The organism is Pseudomonas sp. LBUM1674, assembly GCF_059695635.1.
The window spans coordinates 301484-318978 of record NZ_CP166779.1; the positions used below are offsets into that span (position 1 = coordinate 301484).

Annotated in this window: 17 protein-coding genes; 5 read left to right on the forward strand and 12 right to left on the reverse strand. The window is 58.8% G+C overall.

Annotated features, from left to right (window positions below; genetic code table 11):
- Positions 1-89 precede the first annotated feature (89 nt).
- The 5 genes from ACA067_RS01440 to gpmI all read right to left on the reverse strand — a co-directional run bounded on the left by ACA067_RS01440 (position 90) and on the right by gpmI (position 6627).
- Positions 90-1289 carry a trypsin-like serine peptidase gene (locus ACA067_RS01440; protein ID WP_497460310.1) on the reverse strand — a complete coding sequence of 400 codons (1200 nt, stop codon included), beginning with the start codon at positions 1287-1289 and terminating at the stop codon, positions 90-92.
- A 103-nt stretch (positions 1290-1392) separates the two neighbouring features.
- Positions 1393-2184, reverse strand: a complete 792-nt coding sequence (locus ACA067_RS01445; protein ID WP_497460311.1) for a divergent polysaccharide deacetylase family protein — start codon at positions 2182-2184, stop codon at positions 1393-1395.
- A gap of 1 nt (position 2185) precedes the next feature.
- Entirely contained in the window at positions 2186-3505 is a 1320-nt protein-coding gene (locus ACA067_RS01450; protein WP_497439567.1) for a S41 family peptidase, read from the reverse strand.
- A 34-nt stretch (positions 3506-3539) separates the two neighbouring features.
- A complete protein-coding gene (locus tag ACA067_RS01455) occupies positions 3540-4832 on the reverse strand; it encodes a murein hydrolase activator EnvC family protein (protein WP_497460312.1) in 1293 nt (430 codons plus the stop codon).
- Between the two features lie 265 nt (positions 4833-5097).
- On the reverse strand, positions 5098-6627 hold the full coding sequence (gene gpmI, locus ACA067_RS01460) for a 2,3-bisphosphoglycerate-independent phosphoglycerate mutase (RefSeq protein ID WP_497460313.1): 1530 nt from the start codon (positions 6625-6627) through the stop codon (positions 5098-5100).
- Between the two features lie 154 nt (positions 6628-6781).
- Between gpmI and ACA067_RS01465 the strand changes: the two genes are divergently transcribed.
- From ACA067_RS01465 to secB, 3 genes are read left to right on the forward strand one after another with little or no spacing between them, the layout of a single operon-like run.
- On the forward strand, positions 6782-7195 hold the full coding sequence (locus ACA067_RS01465) for a rhodanese-like domain-containing protein (protein WP_497460314.1): 414 nt from the start codon (positions 6782-6784) through the stop codon (positions 7193-7195).
- Between the two features lies 1 nt (position 7196).
- A complete protein-coding gene (gene grxC / locus ACA067_RS01470; RefSeq protein WP_497454920.1) occupies positions 7197-7451 on the forward strand; it encodes a glutaredoxin 3 in 255 nt (84 codons plus the stop codon).
- 41 nt (positions 7452-7492) lie between these two features.
- Positions 7493-7978 carry a protein-export chaperone SecB gene (secB, locus tag ACA067_RS01475; protein ID WP_007897410.1) on the forward strand — a complete coding sequence of 162 codons (486 nt, stop codon included), beginning with the start codon at positions 7493-7495 and terminating at the stop codon, positions 7976-7978.
- Between the two features lie 165 nt (positions 7979-8143).
- Here the strand turns inward: secB and ACA067_RS01480 are convergent, their stop codons facing one another.
- Positions 8144-8599, reverse strand: coding sequence for a tRNA (cytidine(34)-2'-O)-methyltransferase (locus tag ACA067_RS01480; protein WP_007949025.1), 456 nt, complete (start codon positions 8597-8599; stop codon positions 8144-8146).
- Between ACA067_RS01480 and ACA067_RS01485 the strand changes: the two genes are divergently transcribed.
- On the forward strand, positions 8598-9038 hold the full coding sequence (locus tag ACA067_RS01485; RefSeq protein WP_497460315.1) for a hypothetical protein: 441 nt from the start codon (positions 8598-8600) through the stop codon (positions 9036-9038). The two genes, ACA067_RS01480 and ACA067_RS01485, sit on opposite strands and share 2 nt — an antisense overlap.
- Positions 9039-9581: 543 nt before the next feature.
- Here ACA067_RS01485 and ntrC read toward each other — a convergent pair.
- The 6 genes from ntrC to glnA form a co-directional block, all read right to left on the reverse strand.
- Positions 9582-11018, reverse strand: coding sequence for a nitrogen regulation protein NR(I) (gene ntrC / locus ACA067_RS01490; protein ID WP_259498421.1), 1437 nt, complete (start codon positions 11016-11018; stop codon positions 9582-9584).
- Entirely contained in the window at positions 11015-12100 is a 1086-nt protein-coding gene (gene glnL, locus ACA067_RS01495; RefSeq protein WP_497460316.1) for a nitrogen regulation protein NR(II), read from the reverse strand. The genes ntrC and glnL overlap by 4 nt, the downstream gene beginning before the upstream one ends.
- Before the next feature lie 230 nt (positions 12101-12330).
- Positions 12331-12951 carry a DUF4124 domain-containing protein gene (locus ACA067_RS01500; protein ID WP_497460317.1) on the reverse strand — a complete coding sequence of 207 codons (621 nt, stop codon included), beginning with the start codon at positions 12949-12951 and terminating at the stop codon, positions 12331-12333.
- A complete protein-coding gene (locus tag ACA067_RS01505; RefSeq protein WP_497460318.1) occupies positions 12948-13457 on the reverse strand; it encodes a DUF4124 domain-containing protein in 510 nt (169 codons plus the stop codon). The genes ACA067_RS01500 and ACA067_RS01505 overlap by 4 nt, the downstream gene beginning before the upstream one ends.
- A gap of 67 nt (positions 13458-13524) precedes the next feature.
- Positions 13525-14112 carry a hypothetical protein gene (locus ACA067_RS01510; protein WP_497460319.1) on the reverse strand — a complete coding sequence of 196 codons (588 nt, stop codon included), beginning with the start codon at positions 14110-14112 and terminating at the stop codon, positions 13525-13527.
- A gap of 172 nt (positions 14113-14284) precedes the next feature.
- Complete coding sequence (glnA, locus tag ACA067_RS01515) at positions 14285-15691, reverse strand: glutamate--ammonia ligase (RefSeq protein WP_497460320.1); 1407 nt, start codon at positions 15689-15691, stop codon at positions 14285-14287.
- Positions 15692-16023: 332 nt separating this feature from the next.
- Between glnA and thiI the strand changes: the two genes are divergently transcribed.
- Complete coding sequence (gene thiI / locus ACA067_RS01520) at positions 16024-17478, forward strand: tRNA uracil 4-sulfurtransferase ThiI (RefSeq protein WP_460143731.1); 1455 nt, start codon at positions 16024-16026, stop codon at positions 17476-17478.
- The last annotated feature ends 17 nt before the right edge of the window (positions 17479-17495 follow it).

The following is a 17495-nucleotide window of genomic DNA, read 5'->3' on the forward strand; positions in this document are numbered from 1 at the left end:
CACAGAGATTCGCAGGAACGGCGTAGTTGATGAGATCATGGCCCGGTATATTTAGCTGCTGGCGAATTTGCCGCTGGCAGGCGGTGACTTCAAGGTCTTGCCAAAAACACAGCCCTCGTAAACACGTTATTCAATGTTGCCCTTGTCAGGCTCTGTTGTGCGGAGCCGACGCCGATGATGCAAAGTGCATGCGCACCGATTGCCGGTCCGATTTCGTTATTGATGTAGGCGTCAGCAGTGTTGATGGCGGCGCTGTAATGGTAGGGAGCCTTGCAGTCCCTGGCATCACGGACCGTTTTGTAGCGATAGAAGGGCGCCTCGAGCGAGAACCGGAAATTCCAGGCAGGCAGCACAACCTGTCCATCCGCATTTTCTGTTCGATGAACGTATGACTTTAGATTCCATGGCTGTGTAACGGTCAGCTCGACCGGCTCCAAAGAACAGTCCGGTCCATTACTCGTGAATATACCGTTAATAAAACAGGCACTCAGGAAGTTGGCAGGGTAGCTGTAGTTGTAACGGGCAGCCATGCAGGATGTCGAATCCTCGCAACCTGGCGTATTACCCGAGATCGCGATTTTGCTGACAATGCCGGTGATCTCATTGGTGCGGCGGTTCAGCATCGGGCTGCCGGAGCTGCCAGCATGCAGGTCGCAACGGTTTCTCATGGCTAAAGGGAATACCCCGGGATGATCGATGAACGTTCCGGCGGTTTGCTCAGCGCAAGCGCTCAATCGAAGCCCGTTTTCGCTGAAGCCTCCAGGCGCGCCAACGTTAAGGACGTCTTGACTCTCATCGGTTTGATGAGACGCCAGATTAAGCGGATTGATGCCGGCCTGGATCAACGACGCTAAAGTGGCGTCTACCTCCAGTACTGCGAGATCAGTCCCGACCAGACTGTTCCATCGTGCGATCCGGACTGCGTATGGACGTTGACGCTCGGGAGTGTCATGAAAGTATTTGAAGGTGACGACTGCCTCCATCGGCAGATTTGTTCGCGCCGAGCCGTATTCAAAAAGTACGCAATGGCCACTGGTGAGTAGATAGCCAGGGCCTGTGGCCTGACCTTGCCTGTTTCGCGTGTTCAGGAGAACGGCGCTACAGGTTTCTCCGGATTGCAGGGTTAGTCGCCCGATGCCGCTCCATATTTCGTAAAGGCGTTCGCTATTTTGCAGCGCTCTCGACATCGAGCCGTTGACTGCGCCCTCCCCGAGGTCGCGCGCCAACACCGCTGAAGCCGGCAAGAGGCTGATCAGGGCAGTGAGGTAAAAGCAGTTGAGATATTTCATGGCAATCCTTGGTGATGAAACTCAGGTGTGCACGATCGTGGCACGGCGCTGAACACCAAGAGACATACATAGTTATTGCGAGATAAAGGTGTGACTGAATCAGCTATGGAGCGGGAAGGGGGCGGTACACGCCATCCTTGCCATGTGCAGCTGTAGCGCGATTTCCGCGCACGCTGATCATCTGCTTGATATCAATCCACTCGATACCCTGGGCCTTGAGCTTGGGCAATTCACGCTCCAGCACCGCCAACGTCTGTGGATACGGATGCCCGATCATCACTGCCGAACCCTGCTTGCGCGCCAGGCTGATGGCTGTCTGCAGCTGCGTGAAGATCGCCGCTTCCGTGGGCTCGTCATCCAGAAACACATCCCGCGAAACGCTCGCCAATGCAATCTTCTGCGCTTGGGCCGCCGCGACGGTCTGGGCGCTGGTGCGGCTGTCGACGAAAAACTTGTGCCGACGCTGCAAGTCAGCCATCAACCAGGCCATGGCAGCCGGTTGAGCGGTCATGCGGCTGCCCATGTGGTTGTTGATGCCAGCGGTATAGGGCACGACCTTGAACGCCGCAGTCAGGCGCTTCTCGAGTTCTTCGATCGGTAGCTCGGGATGCCAGGCGAACGGTCCGGTGGCCGGGGCCATGGGCATGTGCAGAATGACGATCTTGCCGGCGCGATGGGCTTCGCGAGCGAACTCGGTGGCGTGGGGTGTATCGGGCATGATCGCTGCGGTGACCGGGCCGGGCAGGGCCAGCACGCGGCGATCCTGGGGCAGGTTTTGCCCCAGGTCATCGATGATCAGGCTTAAATAGGCTTTTTGAGGCGTCGTCGCGACGGGCGTTGCGTGAGCAACACCCGCCAGACAGCACAACAGCCCGAGGAAGAACCGCAGGCGCACCTCAGCGGCCAGAGGTGATGCTCAGCCCTTTGAGCAGGCTCAAGGCCTGGGCCAGCTGATAGTCGTCATCCTGCGGCATCGCCTTGGCTTTGCCGCCGGAGCCGGTAGGCTTGTCGGCGCCGCCGTTGCCATTGCCCAGGTGGCCTTGCAGGTCGGCTTCCTTGAAGTACTCGCCGTCCTGCTCGCTGGTGATCTTGGCTTTGCGCACTTCAATGTCCGGCACGATGCCCTGCGCCTGGATCGAGCGGCCATTCGGCGTGTAGTACAGCGCCGTGGTGATTTTCAGTGCGCGCTCGTTATTGAGCGGCAGCACGGTCTGGACCGAGCCTTTGCCGAAACTGGTGGTGCCCATCACCACCGCACGCTTCTGATCCTGCAAGGCGCCGGCGACGATTTCCGAAGCCGAGGCACTGCCGCCGTTGATCAGCGTGACCATCGGCACGGCTTCGCTTTCGTCCTTGCCGGTGGCGGAGAAGCGCAGTTCGGAATTGGCGATACGGCCTTTGGTGTAAACGATCAAGCCCTTGGTGATGAAGTGGTCGACCACTTCCACCGCCGCTTGCAGCACGCCGCCCGGGTTGTTACGCAGGTCGAGGATGATGCCGTTGAGCTTCTTGCCGTTGTCCTTGCGCAGCTTGGCCAAGGCCTTGGAAACCTCTTCGCCGGTCTTGACCTGGAACTGGGTGATGCGGATGTAGCCGTAGCCGGACTCCAGCAGCTGGCTCTTCACGCTCTTCACTTGAATGATGGCGCGGGCCAGGGTCACGTCGAATGGCGTGCCACCGTCGCGCACCAGGGTCAGGGTAATCTTCTGGCCGATCTTGCCACGCATTTTGTCCACGGCTTCGGTCATGCTCTGGCCGCGGGTCGGTTGGCCGTTGATCTTGACGATGAAGTCGCCGGCCTGAATACCAGCCTTGGACGCCGGGGTGTCATCGATCGGCGAGACCACTTTGATGAAACCGTCTTCGGCGCCGACTTCGATGCCCAGGCCGCCAAATTCGCCGCTGGTGCTTTCCTGCAATTCAGCGAAGTCTTCCGGGCCCAGGTAGGCGGAGTGCGGGTCGAGGTTGCTGAGCATGCCTTTGATGGCGTTTTCCAGCAGGGTCTTGTCGTCTACCGGTTCGACATAGGCGGCCTTGATCCGGTCCATGACCTCGGCAAAGGTGCGCAACTCTTCCAGCGGCAATGGCGCCTTGGTGGTCGCAGCAGTGCCCGCCGGTGCGACCGCCGGAGCAGGTTGAGCGGCGAACGCCAGAGGCGCGCCGATCACCAGGGCGATCGTCAGGGCCAGCGAGGTAAGGCGGGACAAATGCAGCATGTCGAACAAACTCCTAATGTAGGTGACTCAGCGCCTATCCTTGCGCGCGGCACCATTGCGCCGGATCACTCGGGTGACCCTGCTGACGAATAGCGAAATACAGCGCTGGTGTGTCCTGTCCGCCACTGTTGCCGACAGTGGAGATGGACTCACCGGCTTTTACCACGTCACCTGCAGACTTGAGCAGCGTCTGGTTGTGACCGTAAAGACTCAAGAAACCGTTGCCGTGGTCGAGGATCACCAGCAGCCCGGCGCCACGCAACCAGTCGGCGAACACCACGCGACCACCATGCACCGCGTGTACCTGACTGCCGGCGGAGGCGCTGATCATCACGCCGTCCCACTTGGTGCGGGCGTCGTCGCCACGGCTTTCGCCAAAGCGTGCCAGCAGTCGACCATCAACGGGCCAGGGAAGTTTTCCCCGGCTTGAAGCAAAAGGGCCACCAAAGATTTCGCCTGAACTGGAAACCAGTGCGCCGGGGGTCGGTCTGACAGGTTTGCGTGGGGCGTCAGTGGCATCTGCTTGCGCCTGAGCCTCACGTAAACGCTTTTTTTCGGCTTCCTGCTGGGCGATCAGCGCTTTTTGCCGCGCTTCCTCTGCCTCACGAGCCTGGCGGGCCAGGGTTTCCTCGATGGTTTTAAGGACTTTAGACAGGTCCGCCTGCTCTTGTTCGCGGACGGCCAGTTTCTGATCGCGCGCCTTTACGTCGGTGTTGAGCTTGGCCAGTACTTGCTGGCGCTCCTGGCGGACTTTGTCGAGTTCGTCACGCTGGCTGTCGAGGCTGCTTTTCTGCACGAGCAGTTGCGCCTGCTGCATGGCGATGTCTTTTTCGACATTGGCCAGTTGGCGCAAGGTTTCGTTGAAGTTCTTCAGCTGCTCCAGGCGAGCCTGGCTCAGGTAGTCGTAATAGGTGAGGGTGCGGGCGAATTTTTCCGGGTTCTGCTGGTTCAGCAGCAGCTTCAGGTACTCCTGGCGGCCGTTCTGATAGGCCGCACGGGCCTGAATGGCGATCAGTCGTTGCTGTTCAATGCGCGCGCTCTGGAGTTTTTTTTTCTCTGCATCGAGTCGCTGCAGCTCGGATTCGCTTTTCTGCAGCTCTTTTTGCAGGGCATCGACCTGCTTCTCGAGCTTGCCCATCTCGGTCTCGGTGCCCTTGAGATCTTTCTGTACCCCGGACTTTTCTTCCTGCAACTTGCCCAGCAGTTTCTTCAGCTCGGCAATGTCCTGACGCGTGGCGTCCAACTGTTGTTGGGTTTGCGCGCGCTCGTCAGCGAAGGCCGGTTGGAGCAGGCAAGTCAGGGCGAGGGCTATCAGGACGCGAAGCATAGAGGCGGGTGATACCAGGGAAAGGGACGTCCTAGTATGCCCGCCAAGCGCTGCAAAAAAAACGCCCAATTGGGGCTGTGTGATGACTGGAGCGGGGTGCGGGGGTAATTAGCCTTCGAAACCACCACAAACCACTGTGGGAGCGAGCTTGCTCGCGATGGCGTCCTGACATTCAACATGGATGTTGGCTGTCAGATTGCTATCGCGAGCAATCGAGCGTCGACCGGCTGCTCCCACAGGGTTTGGCTGTGTTTGTGCGACCGGGTTACACCAGAATCGAAGTCCCGGTCATTTCGGCTGGCTTTTCGAGGCCCAGCAACATCAGCATGGTCGGCGCGACATCCGCCAGCACGCCGCCTTCGCGAACCTTCAGGTCCCGCTTGCCGACATAGATGAACGGCACCGGCTCGGTAGTGTGGGCGGTGTGCGCCTGGCCAGTGGACTCGTCGGACATTTGCTCGACGTTACCGTGGTCGGCGGTGATCAGCGCTTCGCCGCCGACCTTTTCCAGTGCATCGACGATGCGACCCACACACAGGTCCAGGCATTCGACAGCTTTGACGGCTGCGTCGAACACGCCGCTGTGGCCCACCATGTCGCCGTTGGCGTAGTTGACCACGATCACGTCATAACGTTGGTTGTCGATAGCGTCGACGATGCGGTCGGTGACTTCCGGTGCGCTCATCTCAGGCTGCAAGTCATAAGTGGCGACTTTTGGCGACGGGATCAGGATGCGTTCTTCGCCCGGGAATGGTTCTTCACGGCCGCCGGAGAAGAAGAAGGTCACGTGGGCGTATTTCTCTGTTTCGGCGATACGCAGCTGGGTCTTGCCGTTTTTCGCCAGGTAGTCGCCCAGCACGTTGTCCAGGCTGCCGGCGGCGAAGGCCGATGGCGCAGGGATGCTGGCGGCGTATTGGGTCAGCATGACGAAACCGGCCAGTTTTGGCTGGCGCGCACGCTCGAACTCATTGAAATCGTCTTCGACGAACACGCGGGTCAGTTCGCGGGCGCGATCGGCACGGAAGTTCATGAACACCACGGCGTCGCCGTCTTCGACCTTGACCGGCTCACCGATGGACGTGGCTTTGACGAATTCGTCGCTCTCGCCACGTTCGTAGGCGGCTTGCAGGCCTTCCTGGGCAGTGGCGGCGTTGAACTCGCCGTTGCCATCGACGATCAGGTTATAGGCCTGGGACACGCGGTCCCAACGGTTGTCGCGGTCCATGGCGAAGTAACGACCGATAATGCTGGCGATCCGACCTTTGCCGAGGGCCTGGAAGCTTGCATCAAGCAGTTCGATGGACGACTGAGCGCTTTTCGGCGGAGTGTCGCGGCCGTCGAGGAAGGCGTGCAGGTAGATTTTTTCAGCACCGCGCTTGTACGCCAGTTCAGCCATGGCAACCAGATGATCCTGGTGGCTGTGAACGCCGCCATCGGACAGCAGCCCCATGAAGTGCACGGCTTTGCCGGCCGCAACGGCTTTATCCACCGCGGCGCAGATGGTCGGGTTCTCGAAGAACTCGCCGTCGCGGATCGATTTGGTCACGCGGGTGAAGTCCTGATACACCACGCGGCCGGCGCCGAGGTTCATATGGCCGACTTCGGAGTTGCCCATCTGGCCGTCCGGCAGACCGACGTCCATGCCGCTGCCCGAAATCAGGCCGTTCGGCACGGTGGCCCACAGGCGGTCCAGCACGGGCTTCTTCGCCGCAAAAATGGCGTTGGATTCAGGGCTCTCACTGTGACCGAAGCCGTCGAGAATAATCAGGACCAAAGGTTTAGGCGTGGTAGTCATGGATTCCACTCGTGGCTGAGTTAAAAAGAGGGCGATAAAAAAGGGAGTGGCAGTTTAAAGCGAAGTTCCGGCCACGTCACCGCCGGACGGGGTTTGGCCCACCATAGTGGCTGTGTATACTGGCCGACATTTTAACGCCCTGGAACCTCCTTCGATGGTTGCTCACCTGATTGAATTTGCCACTAACCACTATCTGCTCGTCGGTATCTTCGTCGTACTGCTGGCGTTGCTGATTGCCTATCAGATGCAAGGCGGCGGCCGCAGCCTGAGCACCGGTGAACTGACCGGGCTGGTCAACAAGGACGCAGGCGTCGTCATCGACATCCGCTCGAACAAAGATTTTGCCGCCGGTCACATTGTGGGTGCGTTGAACATTCCTCACGACAAACTGGCCGCTCGTGTCGGTGAACTGGAAAAGCACAAGGCCAAGACCATCATCCTGGTTGACGCTTTGGGCCAGACGGCCGGCACGCATGCCCGCGAACTGGTGAAATCCGGCTTCACCGCCGCCAAGCTGTCCGGCGGTATTTCCAGCTGGAAAGGCGACAACTTGCCACTGGTGAAGTGATATGAGCAACGTCGTCGTCTACTCCAGCGATTACTGCGGTTATTGCTCGCGAGCCAAGTACCTGCTCGAGAACAAAGGCGTGGCCTTCGAAGAGATCAAGGTCGATGGCAAGCCGCAGGTGCGCGCCGCCATGGCCCAGAAAGCGGGGCGTACGTCCGTGCCGCAGATCTGGATCGGTGAGCGCCACATTGGCGGCTGTGATGATTTGTTTGCCCTTGAGCGCACCGGTAAGCTCGACGAACTGCTCAAGGCCTGAACGCCTTCCCTATAAGACCCCAAGATCAGAAAGGATCTGAGATGACTGACCAACAGAACACTGCAGCTAGCGAAGAAGAAACCGCACCGCAATTCTCCTTGCAGCGCATCTACGTACGTGACTTGTCCTTTGAAGCCCCGAAAAGCCCGGCGATTTTCCGCCAGCAGTGGGAACCGAGCGTCGGTCTGGATCTGAATACCCGTCAAAAGGCACTGGAAGGTGACTTCCATGAAGTCGTGCTGACCCTGTCCGTGACCGTGAAAAACGGTGAAGAAGTGGCGTTCATCGCGGAAGTGCAACAGGCCGGGATCTTCCTGATCAAGAACCTGGACGATGCTTCGATGAGTCACACCCTGGGCGCGTTCTGCCCGAACATCCTGTTCCCGTACGCGCGTGAAACCCTGGACAGCCTGGTAACCCGCGGTTCGTTCCCGGCGTTGATGCTGGCTCCGGTGAACTTCGATGCGCTGTACGCACAAGAGCTGCAACGCATGCAGGCTGCGGGCGAAACCCCGACTGTTCAGTAAGCGTTCGATGCCGTAACGAAAAAAGCGCCGTAACAGGCGCTTTTTTCATGGGTGATCGTTCCCACGCTCTGCGTGGGAATGCCTCAAGGGACGCTCCGCGTCCAGTGACGCGGAGCGCCACGGGCTGCATTCCCACGCGGAGCGTAGGAACGATCAGTCGCGGGGTTATTTAAAACCAAGTTGGCGCCAGCCTTCATACACGGCAACCGCCACGGTGTTCGACAGGTTCAGGCTGCGACAGCCTTCACGCATCGGCAGGCGCAGGCGCTGTTCGCCGGGCAGGGCATCGAGTACTTCCGCCGGCAAGCCACGGCTTTCCGGGCCGAACAGGAACGCATCGCCCTCGGCGAAGCTGGCATCGTGGAACGGCCGCGAGCCCTTGGTGGTAAAGGCGAAGAGTCGGGGATGGCCGAGGCTCTCCAGGCAGCTGGCGAGGTCTGCGTGGCGTTGCAGGGTGGCATACTCGTGGTAATCGAGGCCGGCCCGGCGCAGGCGCTTGTCGTCCATCTCGAAGCCTAGCGGCTCGATCAAATGCAGGTGGCAGCCGCTGTTGGCGCACAGCCTGATAACGTTGCCGGTATTCGGCGGAATTTCTGGTTGGAAAAGGATGACGTGAAACATGCACGGCTCCGAAGGTAAAGATGACCGGCATTCTACGCCGCCAGTGGACAAGCGATCGAAACTATTCCCGCGGGTGATGGCTTCGCTGGCAATTGTCGGGGTGATGGTGGGGCTGATGATCGGCCGACTGACCACCCCTGACCCCAGTGAACTGCAGCAGGTCGAGGTGACGGGCGACGGGCTGGTGGTGTGGTTCAACAATGAGCCCAAAAGCCACGGCGAGTTCGTCGACGGCAGCCTCGCGCTGTTGTTCGAGGCTGAAGGCAAGGCGCAGAAAGGTCAGCTCAAGCTCAACGACAAAAGCGTGAACTGGCGAGTGCGTTTGAGTGATGGGGGATTGTTGCTGACGGTGGTGGCGGCCCGGCCGCTCCAGGGCGAGTGGGCCGGTAGTCAGGTTGATGACCGCTGGCGGCTGGAGATCCATCTCCGAGAGCAATAAAAGAGGGAATCCCCGGCCTGCCTGTACCAAGGTTCCCAAAACGGGAGGGCTCATCGCTAGTGCGGAGTGAGCCCGGTGTAAAGAAGGAACCCCTGACCTGCCTGTATCAAGGGCCCCAAAACTGCTGGGCTCGTCGCATGTGCGGTGTGAGCCCGATGTAAAGAGGGGAATCCCCGGCCTGCCTGTACCAAGGTCCCCGAAACCGGGTAGTGAACTGAATCACTGAATGGACTATTGCAGGGGGCGTGCCAGGTTTTAACAAGTTGAAACAGAACGTCGCTGGGAGGCGTTGAAAGCCCCGTATTTCGGGGCTTTCGTGTTTTTTCGATCAAGGTTCGATTGCGAAGGCAGGCGGGGTTGCGGATCAGTTGTCGTGCGCGATTGCGGTTCACGGTGCGTTGCGGCGGTGCACGGAGGGTGATGATCGTTCCCACGCTCCCGCGTGGGAATGCCTCAATGGACGCTCTGCGTCCGCTTCGGCAGGGACGCGGAGCGTCCCGGGCTGCATTCCCACGCAGAGCGTGGGAATGATCGGGTTAAAAGTTAACCCTCTTCCCCTTCATCATCATCCCCACCATCAACCTTCATCCCCAATTCCTTGATCTTGCGTGTCAGGGTGTTACGCCCCCAGCCCAGCAACACCGCGGCATCGCGGCGGCGGCCGGCGGTGTGTTTGAGGGCGGTCTCGATCATGATCCGCTCGAAAGCCGGCACGGCACTGTCCAGCAAACTCGATTGACCGCGAGCCAATGCCTGGTCAGCCCACTGACGCAGCGCTTGCTCCCAGTTGGTCACCGGCGCCGAATCCTGCGGCAGGTTCAGCAGCTCCGGCGGCAAGTCACTGATGTGCACTTCGCGACCCGAAGCCATCACCGTGATCCAGCGGCAGGTGTTCTCCAGCTGACGCACGTTGCCGCCCCACGGCAGGTTCTTCAGGTATTCCTCGGTTTCGCTTTTCAACAGCTTGGGCTCGACCGCCAGTTCCTGTGCGGCGCGGCTGAGGAAGTGCTTGGCCAGGGTCGGGATGTCTTCGCGACGGTCCGACAGCCGTGGGATATGAATGCGGATCACGTTGAGGCGATGAAACAAGTCCTCACGGAATTTCCCTGCGTGCACCAGGGTTTCCAGATTCTGGTGAGTCGCGGCGATGATTCGCACATCGACCTTCACTGGAACATGACCGCCGACGCGATAAAACTCACCGTCCGCCAGTACCCGCAGCAAGCGAGTCTGAGTGTCCGCCGGCATGTCGCCGATTTCATCGAGGAACAGCGTGCCACCGTCCGCTTGTTCAAAACGTCCGCGACGCAGGTTGGCCGCACCGGTGAACGCACCTTTCTCATGGCCGAACAGCTCGGACTCCATCAGGTCCTTCGGGATCGCTGCCATGTTCAGCGCGATGAACGGCGAAGACGCCCGAGGGCTGTGACGGTGCAGGGCATGGGCTACCAGTTCTTTACCGGTGCCGGATTCGCCGTTGATCAACACGGTGATGTTGGAATGGCTCAAGCGCCCGATGGCGCGAAACACTTCCTGCATCGCCGGCGCTTCACCGATGATTTCCGGGGTGCGGGTCAGGGCGACCGGGACTTCCAGGCCTTGCTGTTCCTGGGCGTGCTGGTTGGCGCGCTTGACCAGGGAAACCGCTTCGTCGACATCAAACGGCTTTGGCAGGTATTCAAACGCGCCGCCCTGATAGGACGCGACAGCGCTGTCCAGGTCGGAGTGCGCAGTCATGATGATCACTGGCAGCCGTGGGTGTTGTTCGCGAATCCGCGCCAGAAGGTCCAGGCCGCTGGCGCCGGGCATGCGGATGTCGGAGATGATCACATCCGGCTGCTGGCGCGCCAGGCGGCTCATCACGCCATCGGCGCTGTCGAAGCTTTGCGTGGTCATGCCTTCCTGCTGCAAGGCTTTTTCCAGGACCCAACGGATAGAACGGTCGTCATCGACGATCCACACGGTTTCACTACGGCTCATGTCGATGTGGCTCCTTGTTCCAGTGGCAGAAAGATCGAGAACGTGGTGTGGCCTGGATGGCTGTCACATTCGATCAGGCCCTGGTGCTGGCTGATGATGTTCTGGGTAATGGCCAGGCCCAGCCCGGTACCGTCCGGGCGCCCGCTGACCATGGGGAAGAAGATTGTTTCCTGCAGCTCGGCGGGAATGCCCGGACCGTTGTCGATGATTTCGATCTTGGTCACCAGGCGATGGCGCACGTGGCCAATGGTGAACTGGCGCATGGCGCGGGTGCGCAAACTGATGCGGCCCAGGCGCAGCTCGTTCTGGCTGCTAATGGCCTGCATCGCGTTGCGCACGATGTTCAGCACCGCCTGGATCATTTGTTCGCGGTCGATCAACACGTCGGGAATGCTTGGATCGTAGTCGCGCACCAAAGTGATGCAGCCCTGGCTTTCGGCCTCGACCAGTTGGCCGACGCGCTCGAGCACTTCATGAATATTGCACATGGCCAGGGACGGCAGTTTGTTGGAGCCGAGCATGCGATCGACCAGGTTACGCAGGCGGTCGGCTTCTTCAATGATGACGTTGGTGTAGTCACGCAAGCTTTCTTCCGGCAATTCCCGGGCGAGCAATTGCGCCGCGCCGCGAATCCCGCCCAGCGGATTCTTGATTTCGTGAGCGAGGCCGCGCACCAGCATCTTGCTGGTTTCCTGCTTCGACAGCTGGGCCTCTTCCTTGGTGATCCGCAACAGACGGTCACGGGGATGGACTTCCAATAGCAGCAGGGTGACGCCGCTGGCCAGGATCGGCGTTACCGCGTAGTCGACGGTCAGCGTCTGGCCGGTGAGGGCAGTGAGCATCGCTTCGCGCTTGGTGAACGGGTGCGCCTGCTCGACCGCCTGGCGCAGGGAGTTCAGCGCTTCGGTGGATTCGGTGAACAACTCGCTGATGAACTGCCCATGGCTGCGTTGGCCGCTGATGGCCAGGAGCATCTCCGCCGCCGGGTTCATGTACTCGAGACGCAGTTCGGCGTCGAGCAGGATGGTAGCGGTGGTCAGGTTGTCGAGTAACAAACGGTGCAGTGCGTCGCTTATGGTCATCAGGACCTCTTTTGGAGCGGAGCGTGCGCAAGAAACAAGCGTTGGTACAAGCAAAATGCAAAAACCAAACCAAGGCTCCGAAAAGAAGCGTTTGGGGCTTGAAACATGCGTTTGACGCTCGTTTGCGTGGCGTTCTGCCAGCTTTGACGGGTACTTTCGAACCAAAATGGGCTGGTATGTGGGTACGGTGCAACCTATCGCACCAATATAGTGCGCAAACATGAATGAGCTTAGAAGAAGCGCAGTAGGGGATTTTTTTCTTCTGGGGGTTTGTCTTTGATCGGGCATTCCGGTCGTTGGCCAAAATCAGCGAGGGTGCAGGGTTTGACCTGACGTTTTTGCGCGAGGGAGATGCGCAACATGTGGAAAGGTTGATTGGCCGTGCGTTCTACGGTTCGTCCCTGTTCGTCGAGGATTTCCACGGAGAGGTTATGGCTGCCACGGTCGATGTTGCTCAAGGCAAATACCGGACTCGGGCCGGGTTCGGCAGTAGGTTTGCCGTCGAGCAACAGACGGTAACGATGCCCGCGTTGCAGCCCGGGTTCGCTGGTGACGCTGACGATCAGTTCTCCCGCACTGCTGCGTATGGTTGCATCAGGTTCTGGTATGAGCACTCTCAGCATGGCGTAGTGGAAGAGTGGTTTGGCTTCGGTTTTTTTTGTCGCCGTCATCGGGGCTGCGCCGGTCGGGTTGGCGGTCATGCGATTGCTCGTCGCCATCGGCACGCGCTTGGCGTTGCCGGCGCCTGGCTGATCGGTGAAGACCCGGTTGCCTTGGGCGTCGACGTAGGTAAAGACCTCGGCCGACACCGGCAGGGCGATCAGGCACGCGATCAGCAGCCATAACCTCACGGTTTGTGCACCCGTTGCACGGTGAAAGTTACGGTCGGACTTTGCTGCACGACGTCTTCTCCGTCGATCACCTGCACCGCGAGGCTGTGTGTGCCGCGATCAATGTTGACCAGTTGCAGAATCGGCACGTTGCTCGGCTGGCCGTAAGGCTGATCGTCCAGCAGCAGCCTGAACAGATGAGGCCCTTGCAGACGCGGTTTGATCAGCACGTTGACGGTGAAGGTGCCGTTGTTGGCACGCAGCGCTTCGGTAGTGGGTAAGTTGGTCAGCTCCAGCACCTCGTAAGCGCTGCGCGGCTGTTCGCGGCTGGTGGCTTCGACAGGTGGCACAGAAGGGACTTGGGGCTCAACCCTGTTAAGCGGTGGCAACTCGACAGGTTGAGCCTTCACGCCATCGGGCGGTTGATTGCTGTAGGCGGTGTTGCCGTCGGCGTCGGTGTATTTATAGATCTGCGCGGCGGCGGGCAGGGCGATCAACAGCAACATCAGTAAAAAACCACGAGCCATAAAATCGACCAGAAACGAAAGCGTTGAGTTGCAGCATAGGTTACGGGCGTGGGTTGGCATAGATTGGTTACAGGCACGGCCCGATAACCTTGCGCAACCCGCTGTCATCTTCTGGCAATACAAATTCTGCAATCAGTGGGGTATCACTCTTGCGGGAAGGCAGTGTCAAAGTTACACGTTGACCATGGGCAGTCTCAGTGAGCCAGTAATGCAACTCGCGTTTATTGATGCTCATTCCAAACTCAAACACCCAACCATCTTCTTGCAGGCTCCTTGTTGAGCCCCAACCGCTAACCAGGTAGCTAATGGGCGCGCGCTTGCCGGTTGTCAGGCGCAATGGTCCGTTTGCCGGCGCGCCCGGGCCTTCATAATCATCGGCATTGAAGCCAAGCCGGTGTGTCGGAATTGTCAGGGACATACCCATCGGGTTATCAGGATGACAACTTATCGCCAGAAGGGCTTCGCCGGTTTTACCGTCATAGCGTGTATTTCCGCTGAGAAGGGCAGTTTGAAACCGGCTGTCGTCGGAAGGATATTCCACCAGCCAGTGTTTGCTCTGGTCAGGGGGATGGGAGCTGTCATTCGCGGCCCAGGCAGGTGTGAGCCCCCCAAGAAACAAAGCTAGCGAATAAAGAGAGGCTGATGCTGATTTCATCTGCTGTTCCTTCCGAAAAGACCTGGGACAGTAAATGAAAACCCCTTGAAAGTTTCACCGAACTATTTTCAAAAAAATGCAAAAGCGTTTTGCCTGAAAATTCCCGCCCACAAAAAAGGCCTCCCGAAGGAGGCCTCTTTTTTGTCACGCCGCGTGCCGCAGCGCTACCGGATCAGCAGCTGTAGTACAGCTCGTATTCCAGTGGGTGTACGAAGGTACGTACCTTGATTTCTTCTTCGCTTTTCAGGGCGATGTAAGCGTCGATGAAGTCGTCGCTGAAAACGCCGCCTTTGGTCAGGAACGCACGACCTTTGTCCAGCTCTTCCAGGGCTTCTTTCAGGCTGCCGCAAACTTGTGGGATCTCTTTCGCCTCTTCAGGCGGCAGGTCGTACAGGTTTTTGTCAGCGGCGTCGCCAGGGTGGATCTTGTTCTGGATGCCGTCCAGGCCAGCCATCAACAGTGCAGCGAAGCCCAGGTAAGGGTTAGCTGCCGGATCCGGGAAGCGGGCTTCGATACGGCGAGCACGAGGGCTGGACACGTAAGGAATACGGATCGAAGCCGAACGGTTGCGAGCCGAGTAGGCCAGCATCACTGGCGCTTCGAAACCTGGGACCAGACGCTTGTAGGAGTTGGTCGACGGGTTGGTGAAGCCGTTCAGCGCCTTACCGTGCTTGATGATGCCGCCGATGAAGAACAGGGCGGTGTCGGACAGGCCGGCATAGCCTTCGCCAGCGAAGGTGTTCTTGCCATCTTTGGCGATGGACAGGTGAACGTGCATACCCGAACCGTTGTCGCCGTACAGAGGCTTAGGCATGAAGGTTGCGGTGCGGCCATAAGCGACAGCCACGTTGTGTACGCAGTACTTCAGGGTCTGAACTTCGTCAGCCTTGGCTACCAGGGTGTTGAACTTCACGCCGATTTCGTTCTGACCGGCAGTCGCCACTTCGTGGTGGTGAACTTCGATGACCAGGCCCATTTCTTCCATGGCGTTGCACATGGAGGTACGGATTTCGTGGTCGTGGTCAAACGGTGGAACCGGGAAGTAACCGCCTTTGATACCTGGACGGTGGCCATGGTTGCCGCCTTCGATGTCCTGGTCGGACATCCACGAACCTTGTTCGGAGAAGATTTTGAACATCGAGCCGGAGATGTCGGACTTGAACTTCACCTGATCGAAGATGAAGAACTCAGGTTCCGGGCCAACGAAAACGGTATCGCCGATACCGGTCGACTTCAGGTATTCCTCGGCACGCTTGGCGATCGCACGTGGGTCGCGATCGTAGCCTTGCATGGTCGACGGCTCGATTACATCGCAAACGATGATCAGCGTTGGGTCTTCGGTGAACGGGTCGAGAACGGCAGTGCTGTCGTCCGGCAGCAGGATCATGTCGGAGGCTTCGATGCCTTTCCAGCCAGCAATGGAGGAACCGTCGAACATTTTGCCTTCTTCGAAGAAAGCGTCATCCAGCGCGTCGCGAGCCGGCATGGTCACGTGGTGCTGAGTGCCTTTGGTGTCCGTGAAGCGCAGATCAATCCACTTGACGTCATGATCTTTGATGAGTTGAACCGACTTCGACATAGTGTCCTCCGGGTGGATTCGGGCTTGGGTAGTGGATGGCCCTTGGAATGTGGGTGATGCCGGCGCGAATACTCTGCCAAGGCAACCTGCCTCACAAGGGAGCAAATTGCATGCCAGTGCCCCATCATGGTTTTTTTGCCCCAATATCACGCTTATAAAGGTGCAATCCGTCATAAAGAACAAATTATCGCCCTGTTATGTGGCGTACAAATCAACAAACGACCTGTTTTGGTGCGCGCCAAACCTTCTGCACATTAACTGGTTAAACCTTGAGCAATTTCCGCTATAATCCGCGCCCCCCTTTTTCGGCTGGCCCAGCGCGCGCTGTTTTCATGAAACTAATCGTAAAAGTCTTTCCCGAGATCACCATCAAGAGCCGCCCGGTACGGATGCGTTTCATCCGCCAGTTGGCCAAAAACATCCGTACCGTGCTCCGCGACCTGGACCCGGCTGTGGTGGTGAACGGTGTGTGGGACAATCTCGAGCTGGAAACCCGCGTCAGCGAGCCCAAAGCCCTGAAGGAGATGACCGAACGCCTGAGCTGCATGCCGGGTATCGCGCATTTCCTGCAGGTCGACGAATACCCATTGGGCGACTTCGACGACATCGTCGCCAAGTGCAAGCAGCACTTCGGTGATGCGTTGGCCGGGAAGATCTTTTCGGTGCGCTGCAAGCGTGCCGGCAAGCATGAATTCAGCTCGATGGACGTCGAGAAATATGTCGGCAGCCAACTGCGCCGTCAGTGCGGCGCCGCCGGAATTTCGCTGAAAGAGCCGGAAATCGAAGTCCGCATCGAAATTCGCGACAAACGGTTGTTCGTGATCCACAACCAGCACAACAGCATCGGCGGTTATCCGCTGGGTGCCCTGGAACAGACGCTTGTGCTGATGTCGGGCGGCTTCGATTCCACTGTTGCCGCTTACCAGATCATGCGCCGCGGCCTGATGAGCCATTTCTGCTTCTTCAATCTGGGCGGACGTGCCCATGAACTGGGCGTCATGGAGGTCGCGCATTTCATCTGGAAGAAGTACGGCAGCTCCCAACGCGTGTTATTTGTCAGTGTGCCGTTCGAGGAAGTACTGGGAGAAATTCTCGGGAAAGTCGATAACAGTCATATGGGTGTAGTTTTGAAGCGTATGATGTTGCGCGCTGCTTCCCGTATTGCCGATCGGCTGGAGATCGAAGCGCTGGTGACCGGCGAAGCGATTTCCCAGGTGTCGAGCCAGACACTGCCGAACCTGTCCGTGATCGACTGCGTGACCGACAAGCTGGTCTTGCGTCCGCTGATCGCCAGTCACAAGCAGGACATCATCGACCTGGCCAACGAAATCGGTACCGCCGACTTCGCCAAGCACATGCCGGAGTATTGCGGGGTCATCTCGGTGAACCCCAAGACCCACGCCAAGCGTCCGCGCGTGGAGCATGAAGAGAAAGAATTCGACATGGCGGTCCTTGAGCGTGCGCTCGAGAACGCCAAGCTGGTGCCGATCGATCGCGTGATCGACGAATTGGGCCAGGACTTGCAGATCGAAGAAGTCAGCGAAGCACTGGCGGGCCAGATCATCATCGACATCCGTCACCCGGATGCCGCTGAAGACGAGCCGCTGGAACTGGCTGGCATTGAGGTACAGACGATGCCGTTTTATGCATTGAACGCTCGTTTCAAGGAACTGGACCCTACTCGCCAGTACCTGCTGTATTGCGACAAAGGCGTGATGAGTCGCCTGCATGCCCACCATTTGCTCAGTGAGGGGCATGCCAATGTGCGCGTTTATCGACCGAGCTAAGAGCCCGGGGCTGTTTG